Genomic DNA, 18,620 nt, shown 5'->3' on the forward strand with positions numbered 1-18,620 from the left:
CGGCGATGAGAAGCGATAGGAGTGAGGGTGTGTCGAGGGTGCGAGCGATCGAGTATCGGAGCTACGGCGGTCCCGAGGTCCTTGAGATGGTCGAGGTCCCGGAGCCGGTGCCGGGAGCCGGTGAGGTCCGCATCGCCGTCAAGGCGGCGGGCCTCAACCCCGTGGACTGGAAGATCTTCTCCGGCATGATGGGAGACGATGCCTCGGCGCTGCCGCGGGGCGTGGGGCGGGACTATGCGGGAGTCGTCGACGCCGTCGGCGAGGGGGTCGCCTCCGTCGCCGTAGGGGACGCGGTCCTGGGGACCGCGCGCTCCGCCCCGGGCCGCGGGATGGACGCGGGCGCACTGGCTGACGGGCTCGTGGTCGCGGCGGATGCAGTCGTGCGCAAGCCCGACGCTCTCGACTTCATTCGGGCGGCCTCTCTCGGAGTCGCCGTTGAGGCGGCGACCGGTGCGCTGCGCGCACTCGACGTCACCCGCGGCGACGTGCTCGTGGTCAGTGCGGCCTCGGGCGGAGTCGGCGCGATGGCGGTGCAGCTCGCCGTCCAGCGGGGCGCCGCCGTCATCGGCATCGCCGGTGAGGGCAGCCTCGACCGCATTCGCTCCCTGGGCGCCGTCGCGGTGGCCTACGGGGAGGGCATGGAGGCCCGAGTCCGCGCGGCGGCGCCGTCGCCGGTGAGCAAGCTGCTCGACTGCCGCGGTCCGGAGTACGTCGATCTCGCGCTGGCGCTCGGCCTGGCCCCCGATGCCATCGCGACCATCGTGCCCGCTCCGCCGTCCGTGGCCAAGGGGGTCCGGGTCACCGGCTCGCGCGATGCCCGTCCCGGGGACCTGCGTCGAGCGGCCGACCTCGTGGCCGATGGCGTTGTGACGGTGACCATCGCTCGCGTCCGCCCCTTCGATGCCGCCTCCGTGCGCGCGGCCTATACCGAACTGCGTGGCGGTCACGTGCACGGCAAGCTCGTTGTCGAGATGTCCTGAGCGACGGCCGCGGCCCGTCGTACCGGGGCGCCTCGTCCGGACCACGACTCGGCGGGGCTCGCCCTGCTGGCGGGCACGGCTCGCCTCCCCGGTGCACCGCTCTCGGGTCGCGCGGCCGCGGAGCACCGGAGCGCGCCGGGCGGCCCGGGCCCCGGTCTCCCCGATGATCCCCCGGATTCGCCGCCCCTCCTCGGATCTTCGACTATTCTCGGTCCGTACCGATCAGAAGACTCTCGGGAGATAGCGATGAGCCAAACCAGCCAGACGAGTCGGGGAAACCGGGTGGCGTGCGGGATCGACATCGGCGGGTCGGGGGTCAAGGGCGCCCTCGTCGACCTGGAGACCGGTGAGTTCGCGGGCGACCGCGTTCGCATCGACACGCCTCAACCCTCCACGCCCGAGGCCGTCGCCGAGGTGTGCCGGCAGATCATCGAGGAGTTGGGCGTCGACCCCGATGCGCCCGTCGGAGTCACCTTCCCGGCTCCGATCGTGCACGGGACCGTTCGATTCATGGCCAATCTCGACAAGTCCTGGGAGGGCATCGATGTCAACGAGCTCATGACGCGCGTCCTGGGACGGCGCTCGTACGCGCTCAATGACGCCGACGCCGCGGGCCTGGCCGAAGTCGCCTACGGCGCCGCCAAGGGCGTGCGCGGCACCATCATCGTCACCACGCTGGGCACCGGCATCGGCTCGGCCGTCGTCGTGGACGGCACGCTCGTGCCCAACACCGAGCTCGGCCACCTGGAGATCGACGGCCATGACGCCGAGACCCGCGCGTCCTCGGGGCAGAAGACGCTCCAGGACCTGTCGTGGAAGAAGTGGGCCAAGCGGTTGCAGCGCTACTACTCCCACGTCGAGATGCTCTTCTCCCCGGATCTGTTCGTCGTCGGCGGGGGAGTGTCGAAGAAGCACGAGAAGTTCCTGCCCCTGCTCGAGCTCCGCGCCCCCATCGTACCCGCCGCCCTGTTCAACACCGCCGGCATCGTCGGCGCCGCCTGGCAGGCCTCCCGGGTCGAGTAGATCGACGTCGTGGCGGGGCCGGGACGGCCTCCCGGTTGCTCTCACGAGGGCGAGGATGCGAGCTGCGGGGTCGGTCGCTCGCCGTCCCGGGCGGCCGCCCGCTCCCGCGGGGTCGGGGCCCGGTCCCGTTCGCGGAGCTCGCGGGGGAACCCGGTGGTCGGCCCCGTCCCGGCTCGGTTATCAGCTCAGTGCGGCCGCGACGGCCAGGCGCACGGCGTCGTGGAATCGGGTCTCCCGCTCCCGAGCGCTCATGTCGTGGCGATGGTCGAGCAGGTGGTCCGAGACGGTGAGCACCGCCAGGGCTCGCCGGTCGTACTCGGCCGCCACGGCGTACAGGACGGCGGACTCCATCTCCACGCACAGCGTCCCGTAGGCCGCCAGGCGCTCGGTCTGGCCCTCGGGGGTGAGGTAGAAGTGGTCGCGGGATATGATCGTGCCGGTGCGGGTGCGCTCGACGATGCCGGAGGCGACCGCCTCCGCGTGGGCCGCCATGGCCAGGTGGAAGTCCGCGACGGCGGAGAAGTTGACGCCCGGGATGCGCAACTGGTTCATGGCGGAGTCGGTGTGCGCGCCGGTGGCGATGACGACGTCGCCCACTGCGACCCGATCACTGATGCCCCCCGCCGTCCCCACGCGGATGATGCGCTCGACGCCGTAGTGGGCGAACAGCTCGGTGGCGTAGATGGCCAGGGACGGCTGGCCCATGCCCGAGCCCATGACGCTCAACGGCCGGCCCTCGACGGTACCGGTGAAGCCGAGCATCCCGCGCACGTCGGTGACCAGCCGGGGCCCGGTCAGAAGGGTCTCGGCCATGCGCCGGGCGCGCTTGGGATCGCCGGGCATGAGAACGGCGGGGGCGAATTCTCCGGGCTCGGCGGCGATGTGGGCAGTGGCCATGGGCGTCCTTCGTGCGAGGGGGCGAGACGGGAGCGGGAGTCGGGACGTGCAGGATACGTCATGTGGCGCGTCGTGCGGCACGGCATCGAGGTCCCGGAATATGAAACGCTGTGTGCTCATTCAGTGAGCAGAGTTACCGTGCACTGGTTCCACCGTCCCTGCGTTCGCCTCGCAGGTCGACGACGCCGTCTTCACGACGCCGTCCCACGACGACCATCCATCACGCACAGGGGCTTCACCCATGTCCTCCACACCCACCACACCCGTGCCCGCGCGCGAGCAGTGGAGCGGCCAGCTCGGTTTCCTCATGGCCGCCATCGGCTCGGCCATCGGGCTGGGCAACATCTGGCGCTTCCCCGGCGTCGCCTACTCCAACGGAGGCGGCGCCTTCATGATCCCCTACATCATCGCCCTCCTGGCCGTGGGCGTCCCCGTCCTCCTGCTCGACTACGCCCTGGGGCATCGTTACCGGGGCTCCTCGCCGGCGGTCTTCCGACGCGTGTCCGCCAGGTTCGAGTGGCTGGGGTGGTGGCATGTCGTCATCTGCTTCGTCATCATGACCTACTACGTCGTCATCGTCGCCTGGGCGCTGCGCTACACGATCTTCTCGCTCACCATCGCCTGGGGCGAGGACGCCGCGGGCTTCTTCAACGAGTACATCGGCCTGGGCACGATCTCCGAGGCCGGCGTCCCGGCCTACTCGGCCAGGCCGATCGCCGGCGTCGTCGTTCCGCTGGTCCTCGTGTGGGCCTACGGGCTGTACGTCGTGGCGCGCGGCGTGTCCAGGGGGGTCGAGCGCGCCAATCGGATCTTCCTGCCCGTCCTGGTCGTCATGTTCCTGATGCTCGTCGTGCGCGCCATGCTCCTGCCCGGCGCCACCGACGGCCTCAACACCCTGTTCACCCCCGACTGGGGCAAGCTGGGCGACTACCGGGTCTGGATGGCCGCGTTCGGTCAGATCTTCTTCTCGCTGTCCATCGGCTTCGGCATCATGCTGACCTACGCCTCCTATCTCAAGCGCCGCTCCAACCTCGTGGGCACGGGGCTGACGGCCGCCTTCGCCAACTCATCCTTCGAGCTGCTCGCCGGCATCGGGGTGTTCGCGACTCTCGGCTTCATGGCGCACGTCCAGAACGTCCCGGTCGGCGAGCTCGAGGACATCTCGGGCCCGGCCCTCGCCTTCGTGACCTTTCCGACCATCATCTCCCAGATGCCGGGCGGGCCGGTCTTCGGGTTCCTCTTCTTCGCGTCCTTCACGCTGGCGGGCCTGACCTCCTTCATCTCCATCATCCAGGTCGTCGCGCCCGCGGTCGCGGAGAAGTTCGGCTGGTCCAACGTCACCGCCACGCTCGCCTGCGGACTGCCCAGCGCCGTCCTGTCCTTCGTGCTGTTCGGCACCGCCTCGGGGCTGTACGACCTCGACGTCGTGGACGCCTACATCAACAACATCGGCGTTGTGGGTTCCGCGATCATCATGTGCGTCGGCCTGGGGCTGGTCCTGCGCCGCTTCAAGGTCCTCCAGCGCCACCTCAACGCCGTGTCCGAGACCCGTGTGGTGGGGGCCTGGTGGCGGCTGCTGATCGCGGTCGTCGTGCCCGCGCTCCTCGGATACATGTTCGTCCAGACCGCGTGGTCCTACGGGCGGGACGGTTACGGCTACTCCCCGAGTTTCGAGGCGGTGTTCGGCTGGGGCATGCTCTTCGCGGGGGCGGTGGCGACCGTCGTGCTGACCGTGATCCCCTGGAGGACGCCCGTGGACCGTTTCACCCCGCTCGACCTGGACGCCCGCGAGGGGGTGAAGTGAGATGACCGGTCCCGCGATCACCCTCATGCTCGTCGCCATCATCATCATCTGGGGCGGCCTCGCCGTCTCGGTCACCGCCCTCGTCGTGCGTGGGCGCCGTGAGGACAGGGACGCCCGTGCCGAGGCGCGCGCCGCTGCCCGTGAGCACCTGCGTCACCCCGAGGCTCCCTCGCGGGCTCAGGACTGAGCGCGCGCCACCCGGCCCCGGGGCCCAAACCCGGCCGGTACGTCGCGCCCGCGCGTCCCGACACGCACGGACCGCATCGGGTTCCCGCCCGCGCCCCCGTGCGACACAATGCAGCCATGGCTGACACCTGCGGCACCGCTGCTCCCGACGCCCTGTCCACAGCACCGGAGGACATCGTTCCCCGGTTGGTCGCCTTCGACCTCGACGAGACCCTGGCCCCCTCCAAATCCGTCCTCCCAGGCCCCATGGCCGCGGCTCTGCGCTCCCTGCTCGACGTCGTGCCCGTGTGCGTCATCTCCGGTGGACGGTTCAGCCAGTTCCACGACCAGGTCCTGGCTCACCTGGGCGCCAACGGCGACCAGCTCTCCCACCTCCATCTCATGCCCACCTGCGGCACTCGCTACTACGTCCACGCTTCGCCGGGCGCCGCCGCGGGTGCTGCGGGTCATGCCGAGGACGAGGACTGGAGGCTCGTCTACGCCAACGACCTGACCCCCGCGCAGGTGGACAGGGGCTTCGCGGTCGTCGAGGCCGAGGCTCGTCGGCTGGGCCTGTGGGAGGAGCGGACCTGGGGCGCGATCCTCGAGAATCGCGGATCCCAGATCACCTTCTCGGCGCTCGGCCAGGAGGCGCCCCTGGACGCCAAGAGGGCCTGGGACCCCACGGGGGCGAAGAAGGGACGGCTGCGCGACGCCGTCGCAGCCCGCCTTCCCGAGTTCGAGGTTCGCTCCGGCGGTTCCACGAGCGTCGATATCACGGTCAAGGGTGTCGATAAGGCCTATGGGATGACCAGGCTGTCCGATCAGACCGCCATTCCCCTGAGCGATATGCTCTTCGTGGGGGACCGGCTCGATACCGACGGCAATGACTACCCCGTCAAGGCCCTGGGGGTGCCCTGCCATGCCGTCACCGGTTGGCAGGACACCGCCGACTACGTCGTGTCGCTGGCGGCTCGGATCGCCGGGTCCCGTCGGGCCTGAGTCGTGGTGGAGGGCCGAGGGGGAGCGGACGAGGACCGGCGGGCCCGTGAGCGGCGATCGGTGAGGGCGGTCGATGGGGTCCGGGCGCTGGCCCGTCGGGCTTCGGCGGCCTGCTCGAGGTGGTGGACGGGGCGTACCGTCGGCTTCCGCAAGGTCACTCGCACCCTGGTACTGCTCGCCGTCACATCGCTGGTCTCCCTGTGCGTGGGCGCGGCCACGGCCACTGCCTCCAGTCCCGTCGGTCCTCACCGGGCCCGGTGGTCGACCACCCTCGACTCCGCGGCCAGCCTGGACCTGGGACCGCTCGGGCAGATATCCATTGACTCGCCGACCGGGATCCTGGGCGTGCGGGTGGTGCTGGAGGAGGTCCCGGGCGAGGCCGATCCCGCCGCCGTCTCGCAGTCCGCGCTCGGCCAGGCGCTGAGCTCCGACGGCGCCGCCTACATCTCCCTGGTCACTCATCCCGAGCTCACCATCGAGCGCGGCCGACGGGCCCTCCTCGATGACGCCCTGAGGCGGGCCGGGCTGATGGAGTCGATCACGCTCTGCCTGGTGGCCGCCGGACGCCTGGCCACGGGAGGGCGGCTGCGCGACACCGTGCGCCGGGCCCTCGCCCGTCCGGCCGCCTCCGGACTGACGACGGTCACCAGCGCGGTCGCCGTCGCGGCGCTGCTCGTACCGGCTCTGCGCTCGGAGACGGTCACCGGCAACCGCCTGGAGGTCCTGGCCGGCACTCCGCTGGAACAGGCTCGCGTCTCCGGGCGCATCGGCGATATCGTGCAGGCCTACGGCGGACGGGTCAGTGCCTTCCTGGCCGACAACACCGCCTTCTACGCCGCCGCGCACGCCAACCTCCGGGCCGCCTGGGCGGCCTCGGAGGCCAGTGGGGGGAGGACGGACGTGACGGCCGCCGACGGCGCGGCCGAGCCGTCCCCGGCCCCGACCGGGGACGCCAGTGCCGCGGCCTCCGACCCGGACGCCGCGGCAGCCGGACGCGCCTCCCCCTCCTCCACCGGGGCGCCCTCCGCGAGCACGGCGCCCGGCACCTCCTCGCAACCGGCCGCGACCACCCCGCCGGCCCGCGACCGGGGCGCCGTCACGGCGGTCATGACGACCGATCTGCACTGCAATCTCGATGTCATCGCCTTCGCCGGACTGCTCGATACGCTGACGGGCGCCACCGTTCACATGGATGACGGCGATCTGACCATGACCGGCTCGGAGCCGGAGCAGGTCTGCGTCGACGCCCTGGAGGACGCGGTACCGGGCGGCGTCGCCCGGGTGGCCACGATCGGGAACCACGACTCGGCGTCCACGGCCGAGCGCCTGCGCGCGCTCGGCTGGACGGTGACCGACGGCGGCGTCCAGCAGGTCGGGGGACTGCGAGTCCTCGGCGATGTCGATCCGGATCGCAGTCCCCCCGGCGGGACCTTCCAGCGCGGTGAGGAGAGCGCCGCCGATATCGGGACGCGCCTGGCCGCCACCTCCTGCGAGGCCGCGAGCGAGGGTCGCAGGGCGGACGTCGTCCTCATCCACCAGCCGGCCACCTTCGCCCCGCTCATCCAGGACGGCTGCGCTCCTCTGCTGATCGCGGGCCACGTTCACGAGGAATGGGGGATGACCGCGACGCGGGGCTCCAGGCTCGAGGTCGCCCAGCTCGTCTCCGGAGCGGGCAAGGGCGGGACCTCCCTGGGGCGGGTCACGCAGGACGCCTACCTGCACGTGCTGTCCTTCGATGCCGGCGGCGATCTGGTGGCCTGGCGCGCGGTGGTGCTTCACCCCGATGCCTCGGTCACCGTGGGGGCCTGGAGGCCCGCGCCCGCGGCGGATGCCGGAACGGGATGAGCCGCCGGGCGGCGATGGTGCACAATGAGGCCTGCCGCCGTCCCACTGAACTGCATCGCTGAGACGAGATCGGATCATGATCGGACCACGAGGAGGCATCGATGGCGCATGTGCCCACCGAGGCGGAGATCGACGCCATGAGCGAGGATGAGCTCCAGGCCTACCTCGCCGGCGGATCCGGCGAGGCCGACGACCCCGCCTCCGCGGCATCCGATGAGGGAGGGGGGCCCGCGTGGCTCACCGCCACGGGGGCCTCGCGCCATTATGCCTGGCTGCTCATCATCGGCTCGCTTGCCGGCATCGCCGCCTCCTGGGAGCTCATGGTCAGCGAGCTGAGACTCATCAGGGAGCCGTTGGCCAACCTGTCGTGCGACATCAACCCGCTGGTCTCCTGCGGGGCCTCCCTGGACGTGTGGCAGGGCAACCTGCTCGGCGTGCCCAACTCATTCGTCGGTGCGATCGCCTTCGCGGTGCTCCTGTTCGCCGGGGTGCTGCTCGCCTCCGGTCAGCGGCTGCCCCGCTGGGTGTGGTGGGGCATGACGGCCGGAACCATCGGCGGCATCGGCTTCGTCGCATGGTTCCTGAGCGTCTCGATCACCGTCTTCGGCAGGCTGTGCCCCTTCTGCGTGCTCATCTGGGCCGTGACCATCCCGATCGCGGCGTTCACCTGGGGCGAGGCCGCGCATCGCGGGCACCTGGGTCTGCCGAGGGCCGCGGCCGAGCGTCTGCACGAGGCGCGCTGGTTGATCGCCGGAGTCATGTACCTGGCCGTCATCATCGTCGTCCTGATCGCCTTCTGGGACGGCTGGGTGGCGATGCTGCGGTGAGCCCCATCGACGAGGCGGGTGCTCCGACCGAGGGCTCCACCGTGACCCAGGACTATCTCAAGGCGGTGTGGGCCGCCTCGGAGTGGGGAGGCCCGGGCGCTTCGATCACCGGTCTGGCGCGGCGGATGAACGTGGCCGCCTCCACGGCGTCGGAGAACGTGGGACGGCTGGTCGAGGCGGGACTGCTCGAGCACGAGCCCTACAAGGCCGTGACGCTGTCGCCCGACGGGCAGCGCCTGGCCACCGGCATGGTGCGTCGGCACCGCCTCCTGGAGACCTACCTGGTCGAACGCCTGGGACTGGCCTGGGACGAGGTCCACGCCGAGGCCGAGATTCTTGAGCACGCCGTGTCCGAGCGTCTTCTCCAGGCGCTCGACGACGCCCTGGATCATCCCGTGCGGGATCCTCACGGCGACCCGATCCCCACTCCGGACGGACGGGTCGTCCGGCCCGAGCTCCGCAGCATCGACACCGTCCCCGTGGGGCGGACCGTCGTCGTGGGACGCATCAAGGACTGCCCCAGGACTCTGCGCAGCCTCGCGCTGGCCGGAATCGGCCTGGACACCACGGTGACCGTGACCGATCGCGGTACCATGGCGGCCTTCGCGCAGGGGGAGAGGCGTCGTGGGGCGACTGCGGTGCGCGCCGCTCGTGCGGCCGGCGAGCCGCTCGGCGAGCGCGCCGAGGCCGTCGTGCCTCTCGGCCACCTGTGGGTGCTGGCCTAGGGTGGTGCCATGACAGTTCCCAAGAGCCCCGCGACCCCCGGGGTCTCGGTCTTCACCAGGATCATCAACGGCGACATCCCCGGGCGCTTCGTCTGGGCCGACGACGTGTGCGTCGCCTTCGCCACCATCGAGCCGCAGACGCCCGGCCACGTCCTGGTCGTGCCGCGCATCGCCCACGAGTCCTACATCGATGCCGATGATGCCACCGTCGCTCACCTGTCGGTGGTGGCCAAGCGCATCGCCGCCATCCAGGTGCGGGTCTTCGACGCCGTGCGCCCGGGCCTCGTCGTTCTCGGGCTGGATGTGCCCCACCTGCACATTCACGTGCTCCCGCTGCACCGGGCCACCGATATCGCGCCGTCCGCGGCGCGCGCGGTCGGCGAGGAGGACCTCGATGAGGCCATGAACCGACTGCGCGACGGACTGCGCGAGGACGGCTGGGGCCGGTTCGTGCCGATGCGCATGGACTCGCCCGTCCTCGACTGAGTCGCACCGGTCGCCGTCCGCCCGCCTGCGCGCGAGGCCGTGCAGTCGACCGTCACCGAGCGGCCCCGCCCGTCCTGTTTCGCCCGCCTGCGCGCGAGGCCGTGACCGGCCGGTCCGGGAGGCGAGCACGGCGGCGTTCCCCCTGCCCGTCACCCGGACGGCGCGGGGCGAGCGCGCGGACGAGCGATAGGCTGAGCCGCAGCAGGCGCGTGCCCGCCTCCTCGAGCGTCGCGTCGGACGCGCGGGGACGGCGCGCCCGCCGGCATCCCGTACACCATGGAACCGCCATGGAACTGTCATGGCATTGTCATGGCATTGTCATGGCATTGTCATGGCATTGTCATGGCATTGTCATGGCACCATCACGGACACCACCACGGAAGAGAGCGCTTCTTCGATGACGGAGAACAAGATCCCCCAGGGCGATACCGCGACGCCGTTCCGCTACACGGCGGCCCTGGCCGAGACCATTGAGACCTCATGGCAGGACCGCTGGGAGGCCGAGGGCACGTTCAACGCCGACAATCCCGTCGGAGCTCTCGCGGGACCGGATGCGGCTGAGGAGAAGTTCTTCCTGCTCGACATGTTCCCCTACCCGTCGGGCAAGGGGCTGCACGTGGGGCACCCGCTGGGCTACATCGCCACCGACGTCGTGGCCCGCTTCACCCGCATGACGGGCAAGAACGTCCTGTACACGATGGGCTACGACGCCTTCGGCCTGCCCGCCGAGCAGTACGCCGTCGCCACCGGGCAGCACCCGCGCGTCTCCACCGAGGCCAACATCGCCAACATGCGCCGCCAGCTGCGCCGCCTGGGCCTGTCCCACGACCCGCGCCGCTCCCTGGCCACCATCGACGTCGACTACGTGCGCTGGACCCAGTGGATCTTCCTGCAGGTCTTCAACTCCTGGTTCGACCCCGAGGCCCCGCGCCGCGACGGGCGCGGCAAGGGCGCGGCCCGGCCGGTGTCCGAGCTGCGCGACAAGCTCGCCTCCGGACAGGTCCCCGTCCCCGGCGGCCGCGACTGGGCCGACCTGAGCGCCGCCGAGCAGGCCGAGGTCATCGACTCCTTCCGCCTGGCCTACGTCTCCAACGCGCCCGTCAACTGGTGCCCCGGCCTGGGCACGGTGCTCGCCAACGAGGAGGTCACCGCCGAGGGCCGCTCCGAGCGCGGCAACTACCCCGTCTTCAAGCGCAACCTGCGCCAGTGGATGATGCGCATCACCGCCTACGGCGACCGCCTCGCCGAGGACCTGGACACCGTGGACTGGCCCGAGAAGGTCAAGCTCATGCAGCGCAACTGGATCGGCCGCTCCGAGGGCTCCGAGGTGACCTTCGCCGTTCCCGGGGCCGGTCGGGGCGCTGGCTTCGACGCTGAGAGGAACGTCAGGCTGAGCGTCTACACCACCCGCCCCGACACCCTCTTCGGCGCCACCTTCATGGTCGTGGCCCCCGAGCACCCCATCCTGGGCGGCCTCGAGTCCTCCGGCTCGGTGCGCACCGAGACCCGGATCGCCGACGACGCCGCGGCCCTGACCGTCCCGGCCGCCTGGCCCGAGGGCACCAAGGACGCCTGGACCGGCGGCTACGCGACCCCCGCCGAGGCCGTGGCCGCCTACCGCGCCCGGGCCGCGGCGACGTCGGACGCCGACCGCACCGACGAGGGCCGGGTCAAGACCGGTGTCTTCACCGGCTTCTTCGGCATCAACCCCGTCAACGGCGCGAAGGTGCCGGTCTTCGTGGCCGACTACGTCCTCATGGGCTACGGGACCGGCGCCATCATGGCCGTGCCCGCCCACGACGAGCGCGACTACGCCTTCGCCACCACGTACGACCTCGACATCATCCAAACCATCGGCCCGGCCGACGACCCCCACGGCGTCGACCTGGGGGCCCAGGCCTACATCGGTGACGGCGTCGTCGTGAACTCCGCCCAGGGCGACCTGGACATCAACGGCATGAGCAAGGACGAGGCCAAGGCCACCATGATCGGCTGGCTGGAGGCCAAGGGCGCCGGCCGCGGCGCGGTCACCTACCGCCTGCGCGACTGGCTCTTCTCCCGCCAGCGCTACTGGGGCGAGCCCTTCCCGATCGTGTGGGACGAGGACGGAGGCGTCCACGCCCTGCCCGAGTCCATGCTGCCGGTCGAGCTGCCCGAGGTCACCGACTACTCGCCGCGCTCCTACGACCCCGACGACGCCGACTCCTCCCCGGAGCCTCCGTTGGGCAAGGCCGACGAGTGGGTCGAGGTCGAGCTCGACCTGGGCGACGGCCCCCGGACGTACTACCGCGAGACCAACACGATGCCGCAGTGGGCCGGCTCGTGCTGGTACGAGATGCGCTACATCGACCCCACCGATGAGAACGCGCTCGTCGATCCGGCCAACGAGGCCTACTGGATGGGGCCGCGCCCCGAGGCCGGCAACACCTCCGGCGGCACCGACCTGTACGTCGGCGGCGTCGAGCACGCCGTCCTGCACCTGCTCTACTCGCGCTTCTGGCACAAGGTCCTGTTCGACCTGGGCCACGTCTCCTCCTCCGAGCCCTATCACCGCCTCTTCAACCAGGGCTACGTCCAGGCCTACGCCTACACCGACTCCCGCGGGCAGTACGTGCCCGCCGACGAGGTCGAGGAGGTCGCCGCCGAGGACGGCACCGCCACCTACCTGTGGCAGGGCGAGCCGGTGCGCCGCGAGTACGGCAAGATGGGCAAGTCCCTGAAGAACATCGTCACCCCCGACGACATGTACTCCGCCTACGGCGCCGACACCTTCCGCGTCTACGAGATGAGCATGGGCCCGCTCGACCAGGACCGCCCCTGGGAGACCCGTGCCGTGGCCGGGGCCCAGCGCTTCCTGCAGCGCCTGTGGCGCAATGTCGTCGATGAGAGCACCGGTGAGCTGACGGTGGTCGATGAGCCCGCCGATGAGGAGACCCGCCGGCTCGTGGCCAGGACGATCGTGGGCGTGCGCGAGGACTACGAGGGCATGCGCCTGAACACGGCCATCGCCAAGCTCATCGTGCTGAACAACCATCTGACGGGCCTGAAGCGGGTGCCGCGCGAGGCCGTCGAGGCCCTGACCCTCATGACGGCGCCGGTGGCCCCCCACATCGCCGAGGAGATCTGGAAGCGCCTGGGGCACGAGCACTCGCTGGCCCGTGAGGACTTCCCGGTCGTGACCGACGAGTCCCTGCTGGAGGCCGACAGGGTCACCTGCGTCGTCCAGGTCAAGGGCAAGGTCCGCGACCGCCTCCGGGTCTCCCCGGACGTCTCCGAGGCCGAGCTGGAGAAGTTGGCCCTGGCCGCCCCCGGCGTCATCCGCACCCTGGACGGGCGCGGCGTGCGCAAGGTGATCGTCAAGGCGCCGAGGCTGGTGAGCATCGTCCCCGACTGACGCGAGATCGGTTCAGTTCTGCGCCGAGATCGGTTCAGTTCGGCATCGAGATCGGTTCCGTCCGATCCGATGATGACCGGCGTCCGTCCGGCGCGGGCCTCCGCGTCATCCGGTACGGAGATCGATGAGTCCGGCGAGCGCCCGAGCAGGCCGGCGAGTTCTGCGGGTCCGCCCGGGTCGCGTCGGGGGCCGGGATGCGAGCGCGGTCTCGGCTCCCCCGGCGGACATCCCGGGCGGTGGGACGCGGTTCATCGTAGGGTGAGCAGGCACAGGCTCGCCGCCGTCCCCGACTCGAGGAGTTCACCGTGCAGCTGCAGTGGTGGTCCGTTCTGCCCTTCGCCACGATGCTCGCCTGCATCGCGGTGCTTCCGCTCGTGCCGGTCACGGCGCACTGGTGGGAGAGGCGCTCCAGTCAGCTCGCCATCGCTCTGGCCCTGGGTCTGCCCGTGGCCGTATGGATGTGGCTGGTGCTGGGCTGGGAGCCCGTCTTCGCCGCCGTCGTCGAGTACGGCCAGTTCATCTCCCTTCTCCTGGCCCTGTTCATCGTGTCCGGCGGCATCTTCCTCAAGGGCGATATCGAGGCCACCCCGCGCAACAACACCATCTTCCTGGCCATCGGCGCCGTGCTCGCCAGCTTCGTCGGCACCACCGGCGCCGCCATGCTGCTGATCCGGCCACTGCTCAACACCAACTCGGAGCGCCGCTATCGGGTTCACACGGTGCTGTTCGCCATCTTCGTCATGGCCAACTGCGGCGGTCTGCTCACACCCCTGGGCGATCCGCCCCTCTTCCTCGGCTTCCTGCGCGGCGTGCCCTTCACCTGGACCTTCCACCTGTTTGCCGAGTGGCTGTTCGTCAACGCGATGCTGCTGGCCGCCTACTTCTCCCTGGACACCTACTACCACGCGCAGGAGCCGGCGTCCTCCGTCCGCCTGGACCGCACCGAGATCGAGCCGCTGGGCCTGCGCGGCAGCATCAACTTCGTGTGGTTCGCCGTCATCATCGCCGCCGTCGCCCTCGCCCCGTCCATCGACGCCGAGGCCATCGAGCTCGGCGAGGCCACCGCCATGGACTGGGTGCCGCTGCGCGAGATCATCATGCTCGTCGCCGCCGGGGCCTCGTACGCCCTGGGCGACAGGCGGACGCGCTTCCAGGACAACCAGTTCGAGTGGGGGCCGATCGCCGAGGTCGCCACCCTGTTCATCGGCATCTTCCTGACCATGATCCCCGCCCTGCACTACCTCGACGAGATCGCCGACGCCCTGCCCCTGAACCAGGTCACCTTCTTCATCTTCACAGGGGGACTGTCCTCCGTGCTGGACAACGCCCCGACCTACGCGACCTTCTTCGAGCTGGCCGGGCAGGTCACCCACCCCGGGGGAGCGGTTGTCGCCACGGTGCCCGAGACCTACCTCGTGTCGATCTCGCTGGGCGCGGTGCTGTGCGGGGCGATCACCTACATCGGCAACGGCCCGAACTTCATGGTCAAGTCGGTGGCCGACTCCCGGGGCGTCGAGATGCCGTCCTTCGGCGGGTACGTCGTGCGATCCTTCACCTACCTCGTGCCGGTCCTGGCGGTGATGGTGTGCCTGTTCATCGCAGAGCCCGTCTGGGCCAAGGTGCTCGGAGGGCTCGGCGCGGCGGCGCTGCTCGCCAACGACGCGCGTCTGATCCGCGCAGGACGGCGCCTTGCCCTCGTCGACGGCTGAGCCCGCGACCCCGCCCCGCTCGACCCGATCGGCCCGGTCCTCCACCCGCCGGGCGGGGACGCCGAGCGAGCGGGGCGCCGGTGGACGTCGAGTCGTCCGACGAGCGCGAGCTCGTCGTCGGGTCCGAGAAGCAGGCGGTGAGTGGCTTGTGCGCCGTCTGCGAGAACTCGGCACGGAACCGGACCGATCTCGGTGCGGAACTGAACCGATCTCGGCACGGAACCGGACCGATCTCGGTGAGGGGGGATCCGGCAACCGGGAGCCGGGGGTCAGCGGCTGCCCGGAGCGGTGACGAAGTCGATGAGCTCCTCCATGCGACCCAGCAGGGCCGGTTCCAGGTCCTTGTAGGTGCGAACCGCCGCCAGGATCCGCTGCCAGCCCCTGGCCACGTCCGCCTGGGTGGCGTGCGGCCACCCGAGCGCCTGCAGGGTGCCGTGCTTGATGTCGGTGCCCCGCGGCACCGCCGGCCACTCCCGCAGGCCCACCCGCTCGGGCTTGACCGCCTGCCACACGTCCACGTACGGGTGACCGAGCACGAGCACGTTCTCACCGCCGGGCAGGTCGCGCACGCGCCGGGCGATCCGCGACTCCTTGGACCCGGCCACGAGGTGGTCCACGAGCACGCCGGCGCGTCGTTCGGGGGAGGGGCCGAAGTCGGTCATGACCTCCTCGAGGTTGTCCACGCCGTCGAGCATGAGGACCACGACGCCCTCGTGGCGCAGGTCGTCGCCCCACACCTTCTCGACCAGCTCGGCATCGTGCCCGCCCTCCACCCAGATGCGCGAGGCCCGGGCGACTCTCGCCCGCTCATCGGTCACCGCGTAGGAGCCCGACGCCGTGAGCCTGCGCCCGCCCGCGCTGACCGGGCCACGAGGGGCCCGGGAGCGCGGCTTCGGCGGGTCGAGGATCACGGGACGCCCATCCAGCCAGAAGCCGCCGCCCAGGGGGAATCCGCGGCGCGCGCCCCGGCGGTCCTCCAGGACGACGACGCGGCGCCCGCCCGACTTCTCCACCGCCATCGCTGCTCCCACGAAGCCGCTCTCACGATCCTCCAGGACCATGCCGCGCTCCAGGGGCACGTGCACGGACTCGGGGCGATCGGCGTGCGGACCCACCCGGTGCGGATCGACGGCCAGCACGTCGCCGCCGTAGCGGTCCGAGGCCGACGGCCGCGACGGCGGGGGACCGGCGGGCCCCGTGGCCGGGCGCCGTCCGCCGGTCCCGGGGTCGGAGGCCCCCGCGGAGGCCTGGGCGCGCAGGGCCATGCGGCGCTCGACGGTCGAGCCGGGCACGGGGCGGGAGCGGTAGGGCATCGCGTTCACCCTGGGCACGGTAGGGGAACCTCACGCCGCTGAGGCGGCTGACCCGCCGGGCCCCGGCGTAGGATGGCACTCACACTCCGCGAGTGCTAATCGGCGTCGCGGGCGGCCGACGAGGAAGGAGCACGACCATGGCCGACGACCGTCGCCTGAAGGTCCTGTCCGCCATCGTCACCGACTACGTGCGCACCCGTGAGCCCGTCGGCTCGCGCGCCCTGGCCGAGCGCTACCGGCTCGGCGTCTCCCCGGCCACGATCCGCAACGACATGGCCTCCCTGGAGGATGAGGGCTACATCCACCAGCCGCATACGAGCGCCGGCCGGGTGCCCACGGAGAAGGGCTATCGGCTCTTCGTCGATGAGATCGCCCGCGTCAAGCCCCTGTCCTCCCCGGAGCGCCGGGCCATCACAGCATTGCTGTCGGGCGCCGTCGACCTGGAGCAGATCGTGGCCCGCACCGTGCGGGTTCTGGCCCAGCTCACCGGCCAGCTCGCCGTCGTGGAGTACCCCAGTCTGCGGCGCACGGCCCTGCGTCATCTCGAGCTCGTCGCCCTGGGGCCCACCCGTGTGCTGCTCGTCATCATCACCGACACGGGCCGCGTCGAGCAGCGCACCGTGTCCGTGCCCGCGGGGCGCGTCATCGACCCGCTGGCGCTGGAGTCCCTGCGCACCCGCATGAACGCGGCCCTGGTCGGCCGCATCGCCACCGACGTCGTCCCCATCCTGGCCTCCTTGGCCGAGGGCGTCCCCGAGGAGGAGAGACTCCTGCTCGCCGCCGTGTCCGACGGTCTCGTCGAGGCCCTGCGCCCCGACGGGGAGGAGCGCATCGTCGTGGCCGGTACGGCCAACCTGGCCCGCTCCACGCCCGACTTCTCCTCGCTCGGACCGCTGCTGGATGCAGTCGAGGAGCAGGTGGTGCTGCTGCGCCTGTTCGCGGAGGACGCCGCCTCCGGGCTGCCCCGCTCACGGGAGAATGAGGGCATGCGGGTGTCGATCGGCAGCGAGAACCGCGACGACGCGCTGGCGGAGGCCTCGGTCGTGACCGCGTCCTACGGGGCGGGGGCCGGGGACGTCGTCGCGCACCTGGGCGTGATCGGCCCTACCCGCATGGACTATCCGGCCGCCATGGCGGCTGTGCGGGCCGTCGCCCGCTACCTGTCCCGATTCCTGACCGACACCGATTGCACCGGCCCATGAGGGGCACTATTCGAGGGCACGGCCCGAGCCTCCCCTCGATCGCGGCCTCCGCTCCGGCCGGAGGCCGCCCGGCACCTGTTACACCACCGACCAGAGAGCACGACCAAGCGTGAGCGACTACTACGAGGTTCTCGGCGTGAGCCGCCAGGCCACCACCGACGAGATCAAGCGCGCCTACAAGAAGAAGGCCCGCAAGCTGCACCCGGACGTGGCCGGCCCCGGCCACGAGGACGAGTTCAAAGCCGTCAACGCCGCCTACGAGGTGCTCTCGGACTCCGACAAGCGCCAGATGTACGACCTCGGCGGGGAGGACGCCGTGCACGGTGGCGGCGGCTTCGGGGCCGGGGGCTTCAGCGCCTCCGACCTCGGGGGATTCGGGGACTTCCTCCAGCAGGCCTTCTTCGGCGGCGGGGCCGCCTCGCGCGGTCCGGCGTCCCGGGCGCGGCGGGGGCAGGACTCGCTCGTGACCCTCGAGGTCGACCTGGCCGATGTGGCCTTCGGCGCGACCAAGGCCCTGCCCATCGACACCTACGTCACCTGCGAGACCTGCGGCGGCTCGTGCTGCGCCGAGGGAACCAGGCCCGTGACCTGCTCGGAGTGCAACGGCCGGGGCTCCATCCAGCACATGCAGCGCTCCTTCCTAGGCAACGTCGTCACCTCGTCCCCCTGCCCGCGCTGCCAGGGCTTCGGCACCGTCATCGCCTCCCCGTGCCGCGACTGCAACGGCGAGGGCCGCAGGCGCGTGCGCACCACTATCGAGGTCAACATCCCGGCGGGGGTGTCCACGGGTACTCGTATCCGCATGTCCGGGCGCGGGGAGGCCGGCCCGGCCGGCGGTCCCAACGGCGACCTGTACGTCGAGATCCACGAGACTCGCGACGAGACCCTCTCGCGCACGGGCGATGACCTGTACACCGAGCTGCGCGTGCCCGTGACCGCGGCGGCGCTGGGGGCGAGCTTCCCCCTGTCCACCCTGGACGGTGAGCGGACCGTGTCGGTCAAGCCGGGCACTCAGAACGGCGACGAGGTGGTCCTCTCGGGTCTGGGGGTGGGGCGCCTGCGCCGCTCCGGGCGCGGCGACCTGCACGTGCAGATCGTCGTGGAGACGCCCACCAGGCTCGATGACCGCCAGCGTCAGCTGCTCGCCGAGCTCGCCTCGCTGCGGGGCGAGGACGGCTACGCCCCCGCCAGGGACGAGTCCCTGCTGGGCAAGTTCAAGAACAAGTCCAGGCGCCGCTGAGACGAGCC

At 71.2% G+C, this 18,620-nt stretch carries 15 protein-coding genes; 13 read left to right on the forward strand and 2 right to left on the reverse strand.

Translation table 11 applies throughout. The features are described 5' to 3' along the window. The first annotated feature begins 29 nt into the window (after nt 1-29). Nucleotides 30-980 (forward strand): NADP-dependent oxidoreductase, encoded by a 951-nt coding sequence (locus G448_RS0103875; protein WP_026406919.1) that lies wholly within the window; start codon nt 30-32, stop codon nt 978-980. A gap of 246 nt (nt 981-1,226) precedes the next feature. Beyond that, nucleotides 1,227-2,003: a polyphosphate--glucose phosphotransferase gene (ppgK, locus tag G448_RS0103880; protein WP_034494247.1), complete on the forward strand. Its 777-nt coding sequence runs from the start codon at nt 1,227-1,229 to the stop codon at nt 2,001-2,003. A 180-nt stretch (nt 2,004-2,183) separates the two neighbouring features. On the opposite strand, the gene deoD is transcribed toward ppgK, so the two are convergent. Then, nucleotides 2,184-2,900, reverse strand: a complete 717-nt coding sequence (gene deoD / locus G448_RS0103885; protein ID WP_026406921.1) for a purine-nucleoside phosphorylase — start codon at nt 2,898-2,900, stop codon at nt 2,184-2,186. Between the two features lie 241 nt (nt 2,901-3,141). Between deoD and G448_RS0103890 the strand changes: the two genes are divergently transcribed. From G448_RS0103890 to G448_RS0103930, 9 genes are all read left to right on the forward strand, one after another. After that, on the forward strand, nt 3,142-4,704 hold the full coding sequence (locus G448_RS0103890) for a sodium-dependent transporter (RefSeq protein ID WP_026406922.1): 1,563 nt from the start codon (nt 3,142-3,144) through the stop codon (nt 4,702-4,704). Nucleotide 4,705: 1 nt separating this feature from the next. Next, the gene (locus tag G448_RS0103895) at nt 4,706-4,891 is read left to right on the forward strand and encodes a methionine/alanine import family NSS transporter small subunit (protein ID WP_026406923.1); all 186 of its coding nucleotides are present in this window, start codon (nt 4,706-4,708) and stop codon (nt 4,889-4,891) included. 116 nt (nt 4,892-5,007) lie between these two features. Then, nucleotides 5,008-5,871, forward strand: coding sequence for an HAD-IIB family hydrolase (locus G448_RS0103900; RefSeq protein WP_051268604.1), 864 nt, complete (start codon nt 5,008-5,010; stop codon nt 5,869-5,871). Nucleotides 5,872-5,931: 60 nt separating this feature from the next. Next, on the forward strand, nt 5,932-7,716 hold the full coding sequence (locus tag G448_RS0103905) for a serine/threonine protein phosphatase (protein WP_245572169.1): 1,785 nt from the start codon (nt 5,932-5,934) through the stop codon (nt 7,714-7,716). A 101-nt stretch (nt 7,717-7,817) separates the two neighbouring features. Beyond that, nucleotides 7,818-8,543, forward strand: a complete 726-nt coding sequence (locus G448_RS0103910; RefSeq protein ID WP_026406926.1) for a vitamin K epoxide reductase family protein — start codon at nt 7,818-7,820, stop codon at nt 8,541-8,543. Beyond that, nucleotides 8,540-9,268 (forward strand): metal-dependent transcriptional regulator, encoded by a 729-nt coding sequence (locus G448_RS0103915; RefSeq protein ID WP_026406927.1) that lies wholly within the window; start codon nt 8,540-8,542, stop codon nt 9,266-9,268. Before G448_RS0103910 ends, G448_RS0103915 begins: the two co-directional genes overlap by 4 nt. A 9-nt stretch (nt 9,269-9,277) precedes the next feature. Continuing rightward, the gene (locus G448_RS0103920) at nt 9,278-9,754 is read left to right on the forward strand and encodes an HIT family protein (protein WP_026406928.1); all 477 of its coding nucleotides are present in this window, start codon (nt 9,278-9,280) and stop codon (nt 9,752-9,754) included. 397 nt (nt 9,755-10,151) lie between these two features. Next, nucleotides 10,152-13,148: a leucine--tRNA ligase gene (locus tag G448_RS0103925; RefSeq protein ID WP_026406929.1), complete on the forward strand. Its 2,997-nt coding sequence runs from the start codon at nt 10,152-10,154 to the stop codon at nt 13,146-13,148. Between the two features lie 305 nt (nt 13,149-13,453). After that, on the forward strand, nt 13,454-14,857 hold the full coding sequence (locus G448_RS0103930) for a sodium:proton antiporter (RefSeq protein ID WP_026406930.1): 1,404 nt from the start codon (nt 13,454-13,456) through the stop codon (nt 14,855-14,857). A gap of 269 nt (nt 14,858-15,126) precedes the next feature. Here the strand turns inward: G448_RS0103930 and G448_RS0103935 are convergent, their stop codons facing one another. Further along, on the reverse strand, nt 15,127-16,170 hold the full coding sequence (locus G448_RS0103935) for a DUF3097 domain-containing protein (protein ID WP_034494250.1): 1,044 nt from the start codon (nt 16,168-16,170) through the stop codon (nt 15,127-15,129). A gap of 137 nt (nt 16,171-16,307) precedes the next feature. Here G448_RS0103935 and hrcA point away from each other — a divergent pair, with 137 nt between their 5' ends. Beyond that, nucleotides 16,308-17,372 carry a heat-inducible transcriptional repressor HrcA gene (gene hrcA, locus G448_RS0103940; protein WP_026406932.1) on the forward strand — a complete coding sequence of 355 codons (1,065 nt, stop codon included), beginning with the start codon at nt 16,308-16,310 and terminating at the stop codon, nt 17,370-17,372. A gap of 109 nt (nt 17,373-17,481) precedes the next feature. Beyond that, nucleotides 17,482-18,612, forward strand: coding sequence for a molecular chaperone DnaJ (dnaJ, locus tag G448_RS0103945; RefSeq protein ID WP_026406933.1), 1,131 nt, complete (start codon nt 17,482-17,484; stop codon nt 18,610-18,612). Nucleotides 18,613-18,620 lie beyond the last annotated feature (8 nt).

The organism is Actinomyces gerencseriae DSM 6844 (assembly GCF_000429265.1).
In the GTDB taxonomy this organism is placed as follows: Bacteria; Actinomycetota; Actinomycetes; order Actinomycetales; family Actinomycetaceae; genus Actinomyces; species Actinomyces gerencseriae.

What these genes read in the sequence shown, in the direction of transcription:
- ppgK (WP_034494247.1), top strand. Translation starts at nt 1,227, where the DNA reads ATGAGCCAAACCAGCCAGACGAGTCGGGGAAACCGGGTGGCGTGCGGG.
- deoD (WP_026406921.1), bottom strand. Translation starts at nt 2,900, where the DNA reads ATGGCCACTGCCCACATCGCCGCCGAGCCCGGAGAATTCGCCCCCGCC.
- G448_RS0103890 (WP_026406922.1), top strand. Translation starts at nt 3,142, where the DNA reads ATGTCCTCCACACCCACCACACCCGTGCCCGCGCGCGAGCAGTGGAGC.
- G448_RS0103895 (WP_026406923.1), top strand. Translation starts at nt 4,706, where the DNA reads ATGACCGGTCCCGCGATCACCCTCATGCTCGTCGCCATCATCATCATC.
- G448_RS0103900 (WP_051268604.1), top strand. Translation starts at nt 5,008, where the DNA reads ATGGCTGACACCTGCGGCACCGCTGCTCCCGACGCCCTGTCCACAGCA.
- G448_RS0103910 (WP_026406926.1), top strand. Translation starts at nt 7,818, where the DNA reads ATGGCGCATGTGCCCACCGAGGCGGAGATCGACGCCATGAGCGAGGAT.
- G448_RS0103920 (WP_026406928.1), top strand. Translation starts at nt 9,278, where the DNA reads ATGACAGTTCCCAAGAGCCCCGCGACCCCCGGGGTCTCGGTCTTCACC.
- G448_RS0103925 (WP_026406929.1), top strand. Translation starts at nt 10,152, where the DNA reads ATGACGGAGAACAAGATCCCCCAGGGCGATACCGCGACGCCGTTCCGC.
- G448_RS0103935 (WP_034494250.1), bottom strand. Translation starts at nt 16,170, where the DNA reads ATGCCCTACCGCTCCCGCCCCGTGCCCGGCTCGACCGTCGAGCGCCGC.
- hrcA (WP_026406932.1), top strand. Translation starts at nt 16,308, where the DNA reads ATGGCCGACGACCGTCGCCTGAAGGTCCTGTCCGCCATCGTCACCGAC.